The 15335-nt window shown below is 34.9% G+C and carries 10 protein-coding genes; 6 read left to right on the plus strand and 4 right to left on the minus strand.

The window, feature by feature from the left end:
* Window positions 1-15 precede the first annotated feature (15 nt).
* The 6 genes from ES676_RS01445 (at window position 16) to ES676_RS01470 (ending at window position 8856) form a co-directional block, all read left to right on the plus strand.
* Window positions 16-3003 carry a sensor histidine kinase gene (locus ES676_RS01445; RefSeq protein ID WP_246130272.1) on the plus strand — a complete coding sequence of 996 codons (2988 nt, stop codon included), beginning with the start codon at window positions 16-18 and terminating at the stop codon, window positions 3001-3003.
* Between the two features lie 95 nt (window positions 3004-3098).
* On the plus strand, window positions 3099-3731 hold the full coding sequence (locus ES676_RS01450; RefSeq protein WP_148368250.1) for a response regulator: 633 nt from the start codon (window positions 3099-3101) through the stop codon (window positions 3729-3731).
* Between the two features lie 302 nt (window positions 3732-4033).
* Complete coding sequence (locus ES676_RS01455; protein WP_148368251.1) at window positions 4034-4477, plus strand: PepSY-like domain-containing protein; 444 nt, start codon at window positions 4034-4036, stop codon at window positions 4475-4477.
* A 437-nt stretch (window positions 4478-4914) separates the two neighbouring features.
* Window positions 4915-6147 (plus strand): TolC family protein, encoded by a 1233-nt coding sequence (locus tag ES676_RS01460; RefSeq protein ID WP_170234400.1) that lies wholly within the window; start codon window positions 4915-4917, stop codon window positions 6145-6147.
* 28 nt (window positions 6148-6175) lie between these two features.
* Window positions 6176-7237: an HlyD family secretion protein gene (locus tag ES676_RS01465; RefSeq protein ID WP_148368253.1), complete on the plus strand. Its 1062-nt coding sequence runs from the start codon at window positions 6176-6178 to the stop codon at window positions 7235-7237.
* Window positions 7238-7242: 5 nt separating this feature from the next.
* Window positions 7243-8856, plus strand: coding sequence for an MFS transporter (locus tag ES676_RS01470; protein WP_148368254.1), 1614 nt, complete (start codon window positions 7243-7245; stop codon window positions 8854-8856).
* A 294-nt stretch (window positions 8857-9150) separates the two neighbouring features.
* On the opposite strand, the gene ES676_RS01475 is transcribed toward ES676_RS01470, so the two are convergent.
* The 4 genes from ES676_RS01475 to ES676_RS01490 form a co-directional block, all read right to left on the minus strand.
* Complete coding sequence (locus ES676_RS01475) at window positions 9151-9360, minus strand: YgaP family membrane protein (protein WP_148368255.1); 210 nt, start codon at window positions 9358-9360, stop codon at window positions 9151-9153.
* Between the two features lie 12 nt (window positions 9361-9372).
* Entirely contained in the window at window positions 9373-12567 is a 3195-nt protein-coding gene (locus tag ES676_RS01480; RefSeq protein ID WP_148368256.1) for an efflux RND transporter permease subunit, read from the minus strand.
* 110 nt (window positions 12568-12677) lie between these two features.
* Complete coding sequence (locus ES676_RS01485; protein ID WP_148368257.1) at window positions 12678-13757, minus strand: efflux RND transporter periplasmic adaptor subunit; 1080 nt, start codon at window positions 13755-13757, stop codon at window positions 12678-12680.
* Between the two features lie 120 nt (window positions 13758-13877).
* A complete protein-coding gene (locus ES676_RS01490) occupies window positions 13878-15185 on the minus strand; it encodes a TolC family protein (protein ID WP_148368258.1) in 1308 nt (435 codons plus the stop codon).
* Window positions 15186-15335: the final 150 nt, after the last annotated feature.

Genomic DNA, 15335 nt, shown 5'->3' on the forward strand with positions numbered 1-15335 from the left:
CAAATAGGTTTACTTGTGGTGTGCAAGGGTGTTTATTCCCAAAACCCGTCGCAGATAGATATTCTTACTACAGAGCAAGGCTTAATATTTAGAGATATTACTTCCATCACCCAAGATGCTAACGAAGCTATGTGGTTTGGAACCGACCTTGGTTTGGTTAAGTACGATGGTTATAATTTTAAGGTTTATAACTCCGATAAAAGCAATCCATTTTATATTGAAGAAGAATTAATTACAGGAGAACTAGAATTTGATGCTAATACCAATGAACTCTGGTATATGGCGAATGAAAAACTGTTTAAACTTCAATTATCTACAGATACAATAATCGCTTATAACGGTTCGCATAATATAAAGGGGAAAGTGTTACGCCTTTTAAAAGCTATAGATGGTTGTATTTGGATTATGACTGACGATTTTTTAACTGCCGAAAACGGAAACGCGAAACAATACCTTCAAAAATTAACTAACGGAACATTTGAAGTGAAGGCTTCAATTCGTAGAAGTAAACACGCCTACAGCAGATTAATTGAAGATAAATTAGGCCATATTTTATGGAGCACACCACTTGGAAGTTTAAAGTTTGATCCCGGAGGGAAGTTATTAAACACCTTTAAGTTGTCAACTTTTTACTGGCATAGTTCCAATTTAAATTTTACGGTATCTTTTTACGATAGTGACAACACTCATTATTTTTTTCCGCAGAAAGAACACGGTATCTATACTTTTAATGAAACAGACTTAACGTCTAAACGCCTTTTCGACAGTGAAAGTCAATTTTATTATGCCATAGAAGATCATCAAAAACATATATGGTTTGCAGGTAATAAAGAATTGTATCGTATAAGTCCAGAAGGTAATTTAACAGACTATACAGAGCAATTACTATCCCTATTTAAATATTCTAAAATCAATGATCTTTTCATAGATAACAACAAATTACTTTGGGTAGCAACCGATAATGGCTTATTTAAAATACGCATAGGAGAGGAATTATTTTCACCATTGTTTGTATCTAAAAATAAAGGTTGGGGCAACACTATGCGTGGTATTTTTGAAGATGGCAACGGCACTATTTTCGCCAAATGCGAAAGCCAAAACAAGCTTATCTATAAAACAAAGAATGGCGTAATTGATACGCTAACTATTAAAATAGATCGCCTTTCTAAAGAGGCACTTAAATACACTGCAAATTTTTATGCATTAGATACTAAAAAACAAAATGTATTCACATTGGGTGAAAGCTTATTGAAAATAAATTTAAAAAACGGAACAACTAAAAGTTACGACCAATTTAGTCCTAATATAACATTTAAAGGGCAAAACCCACTAATAAAGCTTCGGGATGGCAAATTACTTTTCGGACAAAGTTTAACCAGATTGGTGCTTTTTAATCCAGAAACGGAAACAAGTGAATTCGTTTTTGAAGGTTCTGAAATTGAAAATGATATTGCCGATTTTAGGTATTTCAAAGAAAGTAAAACAGATAGTATCGTTTGGCTAGGAACACGAAATGATGGTGTGTTAAAAATACATCTGAGTGGTCGTGTTGAAAGTATATTTACCACAGATTCTAAACCAAGTATCTCGAGAAACTATATTCTTGTTATTGAAGAAGATTCAAATAAAAGTCTTTGGATTGGTACGCATGGCGGAGGTCTCAATCATATTTCTGCAGATGGAAAAACCATAAAAATATTTACCAAATTACAAGGGTTACCCGATAATAATATTGTTGGCATTTTAATGGATGCTAATAAAAGCTTATGGATTAGCACCTATAATGGCTTATCTCATTTCAAGAAAGAGACCGAGGTTTTTCAAAATTTTTATAACGAAGACGGTCTAACACATTTCGAATTTAATTATACTTCTTTTTTTAAGGATAGTAGAGGCACCTTTTATTTTGGCGGTATGAACGGTGTTAATACATTCAAACCCAATGAAGTCTTAAAACAATCTATAACACCAAAATTGCGCCTTTTAGGAGTTTCAGGTTATAACAGTAAAGACCAAACCAGATTCTCTACAGATTATAGTCAAATAGAATTTAAGAAGTTTCAGGTATCACCCTATGATCAGTATTTTGAAATCAACTGGACGATGCCAAGCTATTTTCAAAATCAAAAAAACACGTACAGCACAAAACTTGAAGGTTTTGAAAACCGTTGGTTTTATCAAAGTAATTCGGCGTCTATACGTTACCACCAATTACCTGCCGGAGATTATGTCTTAAAAGTTAAAGGCAAAGATTCCAGAGGTAATGAAAGTACAGCCCTATTATCTATCCCTATTGAGGTACGTCAAATATTTTATAAAAAATGGTGGTTTATTGGGCTTGTCTTACTGGTAATTATAGGCATTATGTATTCGATATTTAGATATAGATTACAACAAGCTTTGGCTATGGAACGTCTTCGGACTAAAATCTCCAGCGATTTACATGATGATGTAGGCTCATTATTGTCTGGTCTCGCAATGCAGACTGAACTTATGGAAATTAATGCTAGTGAAGCCGATAGATTCAAACTTCAAAAAATTGCAGGAATCAGCAGAAATGCCATTTCGCAAATGCGAGACTTGGTTTGGAGTATTGATAGCAGACGTGAAACGATTGAGGATTTAATTGAGCGCATGCAGGAGCTTGCAGAAGAGTTGTTATTGCCAAAGGCTATTTCTTTTCATATCGATAGTTCTAACATAAAAAATCCGACAAAAAAATTAACAGCACAGACCAAACAGAATATTTTTTTAATCTATAAAGAGGCGATTACCAATATTTTACGACATTCTGATGCCACTAAGGTAAGCGTTACTATAACTAATCATTCTAAAGGCTGTCAATTTATAATTAGAGATAATGGTAGTGAAAAATCTTCTTATAAATCTACAGGTTTAGGTTTACCGAATATGGTAATGCGTGCCGAAAAATTAAAGGCGAATTTGAAGTTTCAAAAGGAAAACGGATTTAGTGTTTACCTTTTTCTACCTTTCAATATGTAATATCACATCTTAATGTGATTGTGCACCTGTTTTAAAGTCCTAAATTTACAAATGAAGAATCTGTTTAACCTAAAAATTCTTTTAAAGCATTACAAATGAACACTATTAGCTTGGCAATTATAGAAGATGATGTATTAATTCAGGAAAGCCTAGAGGATTTCTTTAGTGCCCAAACTAACATAGAATGTTTGCAAATTGCGTCTTCGGTTGAACAGTATTTGAAGGATTTTGACGCACTTATTAAAGTGCCAAATATTATTCTTCTCGACATTAATTTATTAGGAATGTCTGGGATTGATGGTATTCCGCTTCTATTAAACGAACTCCCGAAAACCAACATCATTATGCTTACCACATTTGAAGATAATGATAGTATTTATAAAGCATTATGCGCAGGTGCTTGCTCGTATTTATCTAAAAAAACGTCACTAAAAAAAATTCTTGAAGCTATAGAAATCGTTAATAATGGGGGGTCATATATGTCGCCATCCATAGCAAGAAAAATCGTTAATCGCTTTACTCCAAAACATAATCAAAGCAATCTGCTTACACCAAGACAAAAAGAAATTGTTACAGGCATAGTCGATGGCAAAAGTTATAAAATGATAGCCAATGATTTATTCGTTTCTATTGACACTGTGCGTACTCATATTAAAAATATATACAAAGCTTTAGAGATTCATAGTAAAGCTGAATTAATACGAAAATCTTTCGATAATAAGCTGTAATACCAAATAAACGTCAAACTAACCGATTAAATCTATTTCTTTCCCCTTTTTATTTCCATATAAAATAGAATAGCGCTGTGAAACGTCCATCTTTCTATCTTAAAATAATGATCTATGCAAAATACAACATACCACTTATAGTGCTAATCTGTGTAATTTAGTTACTACTCAATCATATATACGCCTCCCTACCGCTCTGTGCTTTCGTGAAGGAAAAGCACATTAACTAATACTTAACTTTTTTTAGTTCGTACTGTTACAAACAATTAATATATTTGTAACTAATTCTAATATATACGACGATGAAAACATTACAAATAATCACTTTCGCTTTATTTGCTACAGCTACATTAACTGCCCAGGATTTAATAAAAACTGAAGTACCTACTAGTTTCACAGAAGGACTTTTAAAAGAGTACCCTAATGCGAAAAACATAGAATGGGAAAGAAGCGATAACAATTTCAAAGTTGAATTTGACGTTGACAGAATGGAACGTAAAGTCTTCTTTAACAAAGACGGTGACAAGGTGAAAATTGAAGCTGAAATGATTAAAACCAAATTACCAATAGTGCTAATAGAATCTATTAAAAAGCACTACGCAGACTATAGAATTGATTCGGTACGTTCTTTTACTAAGAATGGAATAACAACCTACAAGGTTGATCTTGAAAGAGCAGGTTGGACCGAAGAAATAACTCTAACTTACAGTGAAGCAGGTAAGGTTTTAGGTATAAACAAAGATTAATTCTGTGTAAATACTATTTTTTAGATACGTTAAAGTGGTTGATGTATTCAACCACTTTTTTTTGTTTTAAAGTCCCGCTATCTATTATAAGCCCTAAACTTTATTCTATTTTTCGTAATTATACTCATAAAACACTATAAATCATGAGCTAAAATTTATTAATTTCCCTAAATTCATAATAAATTTCAACACTTATTATATTACTTTTGATGTGTAATTTTTAGAATTTGCTAAAATAAATTAGCTCACTTTTTATAATCTATAACAACTGATTATCCAACAAACAGGAACACCTTTAATCAATCAACGTTTTCAGTTATAACCCTAATTAATAGAATTGATAAATGAATTTTTTAAAAACAATTAGTATCGTATTCGTTACTTTGTGTGGCTTCGGTCAACAAGTGGTTTTTTCTCAAAATCTACAAACACGCAGTATGACGATATATGAACTAGCCGAAAGCGTCGCAGCTAACAACATTCAATTAAAGCTAGCAAATACAGCTGTAGATATCGCCGATGCTAGAATAGGTGTAGCGAAAACAAACCGACTTCCGGATGCTGGTGTTGATGTAAAAGCAATGTACTTAGGGGACATTAGTATTTACGATACGCGTTTTAAAAAATTACAAACAGTCGATATTCCTAATTTCGGAAATCAGTTTAATGTGTCTGCGAGTCAACTCATATTTGCTGGTGGTAAAATTAATAAGTCCATTGCTCTTGCGGAAATGAGCAAGACGCTTTCCGAAAATCAATTTGGAGATGCCGAACAGAGCATAAAACTGAATGCTATTGAATTGTATATGAATTTATACAATCTTCAAAATCAAAAGATAATTCTAGAGCAAAACAGAATTTTGGCCAACGAGCGTACTAAAAATACACGTTATTTTTATGAAGAAGATATGATTACCAAAAACGAAGTGTTACGCGCCGAAGTTTTAGAAAGACAATTAGAGCAGAGCATTTTACAAATTGAAAACGCCATTCTAATTACTAATAAAAATTTAACGTTGTTTGCTGGGCTAGACAGCAAGGTTTTAATAGTGCCAGAGGTTGAGCAATTAAATCATCAAATTCGCAATCAAGATGAAGCTTCTTTTCTAGATCTCGCTTTAGGAAAAAATCCGCAATTTAATGCTAGTGAAACGCAGATAACAATTGCCAAAAAAAGCTTAGAACTCACAAAAACGGACCGTTTACCAACTTTGGCTGGTTTTGCAGGTTACAATGCGAATAGACCGCAAACAAGCGGATCACCAGTATTAGATTTATATACAAATACCTATCAAGTAGGTTTAAGCTTGTCTTATAATATTGAATCTATATATAAAAATCCTAAAAAAGAGGCGTTGGATAAAATTCTGATTAATCAAGCAGAACAACGTCAAGAAGCGGTAAAACAAGAAATAGAAGCCAATGTTAATGCAGCTTACAAAAATTACCATCAGGCGGTAGCACAGTTAAAAGTTAGTGCTATTAATCAAACGGCAGCCGATGATAATTATCGAATTACCGAATTGAAATATAAAAATCAATTAATAACTTATATTGAAATTATTGATGCCGCAAACACAAAATTACAAGCCGAGCTTCAAATGCTTGATGACCAAACAGACATTATTCTTAATTATGTAAGACTCCTTCGTGTAACGGGACAACTCTAAAAAATGACCAAATAAAGTAAATTATATTATGGCAACATCAGATAAAAAAATAAAGAAGAAAAACAAGTTGTATTTAACACTTCTAAATGCTTTTGTGTTTATTATCACGCTTTTAGTGATATGGTATGTCATAAAAAACTATCTACATATCAATGACGAAACATACGTAAACGACGCCCAGGTAAAAGCATACATCAGTCCTATTAATTCTAGAGTTCCGGGATATATTAATGAAATACATTTTAAGGAACATCAAGAAGTAAAAAAAGGAGATACGTTAGTTGTTTTAGATAAAACAGAATTCGATAATGCCATAGCGCAGGCAGAAGCAGGATTAAGTCAGGCACAAGCAGGTAAAATAGCGGCGAGTTCATCGGTTGCACGTGTAAGCAGTGGAGAAAGCACCGTGCAAGCAAATATGTACGGTGTACAAGCACAACTTAATAATGCGAAAGCAGATTTGGCGAGATATAAGAATTTATTGGATAATGATGCCGTTACGCTTCAACAATATCAACAAATAGAAACGCAAGTAAAAACGCTGCAATCGCAATACAACACGCTTAACAAACAGAAAAACACAGCTAAACTATCTACTAGTGAAACAGAGTCTCAGCTTGCCATTAGCGATGCTCAAATTAAAGCTGCGGAAGTCGGTTTAAAACGTGCGCAATTAAATCTAAAGTACACCGTAATTACCGCTCCCGAAAATGGCGTTATGGGTAGAAGAACCATTACTGCCGGAGCATTTATTCAGCCGGGACAACAAATAGCGGCCCTCGTTCAAGAAGAATCAAAATGGGTTGAAGCTAATTTATTAGAAACTCAAATTCCCTTAATACAAATTGGAGACGTTATCAGATTCACAGTGGATGCTATCAAAAAAACAGAATTTGAAGGAAAAATCACTTCTATATCAGCAGCAACAGGCTCCCAATTTTCAGCTATCCCAACCGATAATTCGGCCGGAAACTTTGTAAAAGTACAACAACGAATTCCTGTGAAAATAGAATTTACAGAAAATAATGATCCGAAGTTTCTAGAAAGAGTACGTGTAGGAATGAATGTGGTAATGACCTTAAAGGATTAAGAAAAATGTACAACAAAGGCTTATTTGCAGATTGGGTACCCAAACAATTAGCGCCGGTATTAATCATCATATTTTTATTACCTATTTTGGTGGTGAGTGGGGTTTACACCGGCAACTTAAGTTATATGGTAAGCAGTCTTGGCACGCATAACGAGTGGATCGTTTTTGCAAACTATGCAGGCGTTGTAGGAATGGGTGTAAGTCTGCCCATTATCTTTAGGTACAAGTTGCGTTATCATACTAAGTTCTTAATGGTACGCACACTCGTTTTTTTAGCTTTGGCTAATATTATGATAGGTACTACAGAGAGTAACATAGTGATTGTTTCTAGCTCTTTTTTTATTGGGTTTCTAAAAATGTTTGCGCTTATCGAATTCATTATGCCTACAATGGCGATGATAAGTCCTGATGGAAATCGTGCGAAATTTTACGCTATTTTTTATCCTTCGGCTATTGTATTTCCACAGTTAGCTGGATATTTAATGACGCATTTTGGCTTTAGTACCTATTGGGAAAACGCCAACTTTTTGATGGCGATAGTACTGCTGTCATTGGCAGCGTTGGCTGTGATTTTTATGCATAATAAACGATATGATAAAAAGATGTCACTTAAAAGTATTGATTGGACAGGGATGTTTTTATATACATCGGTATTTTTAGCATTAGCATACCTTATCTCATTTGCGAAGCAGCAAAATTATTTTAGATCTGATAATATTATGCTCGCTTTAGGGATAATGATAGTGGGCAGCATTCTTTATCTCATCAATCAACAGTTAAAAGAAAGTCCTTTTGTGCATTTTGGTTTTTTTAAGAACTACAGTGTTATACACGGGAGTCTTATGTTATTAATGCTAGGGTTTTTCTTGGCCGGAAGTTCGTTGCAAAGTAAAATTACGATAGGAGTCTTAGGCTTCAATTCTGTAATGGACAATTCGTTTAATCTTTGGATGATTCCAGGATTAGTTTTAGCCATCATTTTTAGTATGCTGTGGCTCGTAAAGGAAAAATCTTTAAAAATCTACATCCTTACAGGATTTTCAGCGTTCATTTTCTATTACATTTTTTTGTATTTCTTAGTATCGCCAGGCTTGAGTTATGACCACTTAATCCTCCCGAATATGCTACGTGGATTTGGAATGGCCATATTATTTATTGGGGTTTGGTTATACGCCCTCGGCAATTTAAAACCAGATGCTATGTTAGGCGCTGCGGCAGTATTAATTATTGTAAGAACAATGATTGGCCCAGGATTATGGAGTCTTGCTTTTAATTATATTGATGGTGTTTGGAACTTAGAAGCCTTTACCAATATGGCGGGGAAAATGGACGCATCTACAATGAGCCATCAAACAGCTATGAGTTACTACAAGACTATTAAGCTCGATGCTTTAATGATCTCTACTAAAAGAATCTATGGCATACTAGTCTTATTAGGAGGTGCCGTTTTAGTTTATGTGTCTTTCCTTAATTTAGAAGGACTTAACAAACGCGGGCTCGTTATGTTGAAAAAAAGACTTAAACGCCAAGACACCGAAGGATATAATCGCGAAGTGCAAGCGATAAAGACCGAAGAGATAGAAGAAGAAATAAAAGCAGTAAGTGCAGCAGCGCTATAGTTTTTAAGGTTATAAATAGCTTGTTTGCTGGAGGGTTAATAACATTAAACCAATGATTAAAGGCCATACTAAATTTTAAAATCATCGCCCATAAATAGCGCGATTAGAATACTGATCGCTGAAACTATTAAGAATAAAACGCTATACCAGCGTGCTAGCAAAAAAATAAGATACAAAAAAGTCCGCATAAATTATACGGACTTTCTCTATTTACAACATCTTCAAAAAAAGATTTTACAGCCTTTTTACACGTCTATTAAGCCTTTCTTTATGCTATCCATTAGCAAGACAATCTTAGCGCGTCGCGCAAGAACCGCCTCCTTTTTTAATTCCTAATTTCTGTAAAATAGTTTCTAATAAGCACCATTTTGTAAAGGCAGATTGAATTAAATTTACACCAATAAATACAGTAAACCACATCCAATTTGCATTTACATAAACCGTTAATACAACACTTAATAATACCATTACACCTACAATAACTCTAAAATATGTATTCAACATAACTTACTTTTTTTATTTATAATTTTTTTTCTCTATCATGTAATATACTAAGGGCACAACCAACAAGGTTAATACGGTAGAAACAATAGTTCCTCCCATTAATGAAATTGCTAATCCTTGAAAAATAGGATCAAACAATATTACAAATGCCCCGATAACAACCGTTCCGGCAGTTAATAATATTGGGGTGGTTCTTACTGCTCCAGCTTCAATAGCGGCTTGTTTTAATGGTACACCTTCAGCTGTTCTTAAATTGATAAAATCAATCAACAATACAGAGTTCCTCACCATTATTCCGGCGAGCGCAATCATTCCAATAAACGACGTTGCCGTAAAAAAGGCTCCCATAATCCAGTGTCCTAAAATAATCCCTATTAATGATAATGGTATGGCAACCATCATAACAATTGGTGCTTTAAAATTCTGAAACCACGCGACTATTAAAATATAAATCAAGATTATCGCCCCTAAGAAAGCAATACCCAAATCTCTAAAGACTTCAAGAGTAATTTGCCATTCTCCATCCCATTTTACGGTATAATTATCTTCAAAATCTGGCTGCCCTAAATACATTTCATTAAGAGTATACCCTTTTGGCAATGGTATTTCCTGCAATTTATCTTCCATTCCTAAAATAGCATACGCCGGACTTTCTAACTCTCCAGCCATATCGGCTAACACATATACCACCCGCTTTTGGTTTTTGCGATAAATGCTTTTTGCGGCAATGGTTTGCTTAATATCTACCAAATCCGCTATAGGCACCATCGTGCCCGTTTCCGATTTTATTTTTAATTGTGAAATATCCGAAACAGTCGATTTTTCTTGCTCATCCAATGCTAAAACTAATCCCACTTGATTTGAAGCATCTTCATCGTATAAGCTGGTAATCGCTCTATTAGACAATGCCATATTCATCGTGTACGCAATTTGCTGCGGCGCTACACCATACAACATCGCTTTCTCTTTATTTATATTAAATTGATACTCGACTTGGTCATCTTCTACCATCCAATCTATATCTACCACATCGTCGGTATTATGTAAAATAGTTTGAATACTATTCGCAATCTTTATTTGCTCATTGTAATCAGGCCCATAAACCTCAGCAACAATGGTAGATAATACTGGAGGCCCTGGTGGCACCTCCACCAATTTTACATTAGCATTGTATTTTGATGCAATTTTCTGAATCTCTGGGCGTAGTAGTTTTGCTATATCGTGACTTTGCGCCGTACGGTCCTTTTTATTAATTAAATTAACCTGAATATCTGCCATATTACTGCCCCCACGTAAATCGTAATGGCGCACCAACCCGTTAAACGTAATAGGTGCCGAAGTCCCCACATAGTTTTGATAATTTACTACTTCTGGTCGTGTCGATAAGTACTGAGCAATCTCTTTTGTAACCACTGCTGTACGCTCTAACGTTGTACCTTCAGGCATATCGATAATCACCTGAAATTCATTCTTATTATCAAAAGGCAACATTTTTACTGCCACCGAATTGGTGAAAAATAAAATCATTGTACTTAATAATACTAAGACTGTTCCCCCTAAAAACAACCAGCGCTTTCTTTTACTCTCTAAAAGAGGTCTTTCTATTTTGTTATAAATCTTATAAATAAAGGTCTCTTCTAACGGTTTTTCTCCTTTTTCTTTGCTTCCTTTTTTATCTTTCTGTTTTAAGAAAATATAACCTAAATAAGGGGTAATTGTTAGTGCTACAAACAGCGATAAAATCATCGCAATCGATGCTCCTATTGGCATTGGCGCCATATAAGGTCCCATTAATCCAGACACAAAAGCCATTGGTAATACAGAAGCAATTACAGTAAAAGTGGCTAAAATAGTGGGATTTCCCACCTCATTAATCGCATAAAGAGCAGCCTCTTTAAATGGCAAGCGCTTCATTTTAAAGTGCCTATGCATATTTTCGGCTATAATAATCGAGTCATCCACGACAATACCGGTTACAAACACTAACGCAAAAAGCGTGATTCGGTTTAAAGTATAATCAAGCATATAGTAACTTAACAGCGTTAAAGCAAACGTAATTGGTACCGATAAAAACACGACCAATCCGCCACGCCACCCCATTGCTAGCATTACTACTAGAGTCACCGCAAAGATAGACCCTACTAAGTGTAATAATAGTTCCGAAACTTTTTGTGATGCCGTTTCTCCATAATTTCGGGTAATTTCTACGTGTACATCGTCTGGTATTAAAGTGGTACGCAAATGCTCTACTTTATCAATGATCACCTCGGCAATTTTCATTGCATCGGCACCTTTGCGTTTCGCGACAGAAAGAGTCACCGCAGGATATTCAGATTTATAATCTAAAGATTTTTCACTCCCCTTTCCAAACCCTAAACTCACATAGTCTTGTGGCACCTCTGGCCCGTCAAAAACCGTAGCCACTTGCTTTAAATAAATGGGTTGATTTTGTTGCACACCAACCACCAGGTTTTCAACATCGCTAGCCGATTCTAAAAAATGACCTGTAGTCACTAAAAACTCTGTGTCACTTTTATCAAAACTACCAGAACTTAATTGGCTATTATTAGCCTTAATCATTTTAGAAACCGATAAGAAATCCAATCCGCTTGACGCCAGTTTATCTTTATCTAAAACCACACGTAATTGACGATCTCGACCTCCAATTTTATGCGTAATCGCCACATCGTTAACCTTTTTAATTTCAGACTCTAGCTCTTGCGCCATTTGGCTTAATTGGTAGTCGCCGTAATTTTCACTCCATAACGTTAAACCCAACATTGGTACATCGTCAATAGCACGCGTTTTAACCAACGGAAACGTAACACCTTCCGGCATTTGGTCCATATGTTTATTAATTTCGTTGTATAATTTTACAAACGAACGTTCAATATCTTCGCCCACATAAAACTGAACGATTACCATTCCTTGCTCTTTCATAGACGTAGAATACACATATTCCACCCCTTTAATATTCGAAATTAATTGCTCTAAGGGCTTAACAACGCGCGATTCTACCTCGGTAGGGCTGGCCCCAGGATACCCCACAAAAATATCGGCCATTGGCACGATTATTTGCGGCTCTTCTTCTCGCGGAATTAAAAACGAACTGTACACCCCAACCACCATAAACACAATCATTAACAGCACTGTAAGCTTAGATTGCATAAAAACTTTGGCAATTTTTCCTGCGATTCCTTCTTTCATATTATTATAATATTTTTGGCGTTTTAACAGGCTATCCGTTACACTCTTTTTTTGCCATTTATGTCAGCAAAAAAAGGAGTTTCTCTTCTATCCTTAACGCAACTTTTTAGTTATTGAATTGAAATTTTAACGCCGTTGTAAAGTTTTCCTTCAGCAGAAACAATATAGGCTTCATCCGCATTTAAACCAGATAAAACTTCAACCTGATCGCCATACGTTCTGCCTAAACGCAACCAACGTAGCAACGCCGTATTAGTTTGGCTTACCGTATAAATGCCAGATAATTGTCCCTTCGTAATAATAACTTCGGTTGGAATTAAAACTAATTCTAATTCTGCTTTTCTTTCCACAGGAAACTGAACCGTTGAAAACATTCCAGATAAAATATTAGCCTCGGTTTTATCTAAATCTATTTTTACCAAATATTGTCCTCCGGTGTTTTTAGAAGAAGTACTTACCTCAGCTACATTTCCTATTAAGGTTTTGCCAATTGCTTTTACTAATACAGCAACAGCGGTTCCTTTTACAATTTCAGAAATTTCGGTTTCAGGCACCATTGCCATCACTTCAAAGTTTCCCGGGGTTTCTATACTTAGTAAAGACACTCCTGGATTTGCCATATTTCCAGTCTCCACGTTTTTACTAGTTACAGTACCACCAAAAGGTGCCGTAATATTACTGTACGCTAACTGTGCGTTGATTTCGTTTTTCATTTGGTTTGCCGATTCTAAACGTGCTTTTGCCATTTCAAAATTAGCCGTCATATCCTCCATTTCTTTTTGCGACGCACTATTGTCTGCATACAAATTTTTAAAACGGTTATACTCCTTTTGCGCCGTATTATACCCAACAGTAGCTTGGGTTATCCCCGCGTTTACTTGAGCTCTTTTAGCTTGTAAATCGGCATTACTTATAGAAACTAATAACTGTCCTTTACGTACTGTATCTCCCACATTAACGTGTACTTCTTTAACATACCCCATCATTCTAGTACTTAACTCCGCTCTATTCGAAGCTTGAATTTTTCCGCTAACACTTAAAAACGGATCGTTACCGTTTGCTTTTACTTGATTTACTTTCACTGCAATTGCTGGCGAATTATCGACAACCGCTTTTTGGTCTTCGTTACCACAGCTAGTAATAAATAACGATGCAGCGGTTAGGGTAAATAGGTATATGTAGTTTTTCATTTTAATTAGTTTTGATTTATAGCCAAGAGCTCAAATAACCACCTGATTATATAGCTTTTAAGGCTCTATTCGCGTCTTTTCTTTGTACTTTTATTTTATCGTTTATTCACTCTAAAGCACCTACTCTTTAGTTAAAAATTGTAAATAGGCTTGCGTATAATTATATTCAAAAATTGTTTGGTAATATTCTAATTGCTTTTGTGCGAATTGTGTTTCGGCTAGCAGTAAATCGGAAGTTTTTTCTAAACCTTCTTTAAATCTGTTAGTACGAATTCTTAAGGATTCTTCAGACTGCTCTAAAGCTAAAGTGGTTAGTTTTAATTTATTTTCAGCATCTAAAAAAGCACGTTTTGCTTTGTTTAAATCTAGATTACTTTGCGAAACATAGTGCTGGTATTCTAATTTAGATTTTTCAAACTGTGCTTTACTTTTTTCAACTTTTCCAAAACGTTGTGCTCCTTGAAAAATATCCCACGTTAGTTGTGCTCCAAACAAATAACCATTGGCATCACCTTGAAATACTTTGTCATCATATAACTCGTAACTTCCAAACGCGTTGAGCCGTGGTAAAAACGCCAATTTATTGGCTTTATTCATAGATTCATAAGCATTTGATGCTAATTGCATCGCTTTAATATCTGAGCGGTTTTCAGAAATTATTTTATTTTCTACTGTAAGCTTTGTAACCGCCAAACTATCTATTGGTGTGTACATAACATACGCATCGTCATTCATTAAAAAAGACAAATAATTCGACGCATTTTGCACATTACTTTTAGCATTGTATAATTGATTTTGAACTTCGGTAACGCGCACCTCAACAGTTAATACATCGGCACGTTGCAAATACCCTTGTTTAAAACTGTTATTTGCTAATTTTAAATTGGCATTGGCAGCATCGCGCGCTTTTGCTAAAACATCTACTGCTTTATAAGCGAGTTGTAACTGCATATAGGCTTTCTCGACTTCGAACACCAAATACTCTTGTGTGCGCGTTGTTTTTAAAGACATAGCTTCCATTTTAGACTTGGCGGCTTTACGGTGGTAAATACCGTCTAAATTGATAAGCGGTTGCACAATTTCAAATTTAGTCGTGTAGTTTTCAATTTGTGACGGATTGTTTAACTGCGCCGGATTGAAATCGCTTGAGGTTAAAATCTCCTGATTGAGTTTAGAGCCAAAAGCCATTAAAGGATTTGTAGTAGCCATTGCGGTATGACTTGCGGTAATATTTGGTAAAAACACCGCATTTGTTTGTCGGTACTCTGCTCTAGCGACATTAAATTCCTGTTCAGAAATCTTAATACTATTGTTATTTTCTGACACTTTAGACAAGACTTCTGTTTTTGTTATGGGCACTAGCTCCTGCGCTTGAGAAGAAAATGTTAGCGCAGCCATTAAAAGTGATATATAAAAATGTTTTTTCATTAAGTGGTTGTTTATGTCTATTACAAAGATAGAATTGTTAAAAACAGTAATCAGTAACATAAGTTACCAACTAAGGTAGGCTTTTATAACAAAGTATAGTCCGTTTTTTGGTAATACATAATGTTCTTTTCCAAAACATTACTAGCTCAC

The sequence above is a fragment of the Bizionia saleffrena genome (genome assembly GCF_008086175.1).
Classification (GTDB): Bacteria; Bacteroidota; Bacteroidia; order Flavobacteriales; family Flavobacteriaceae; genus Bizionia; species Bizionia saleffrena.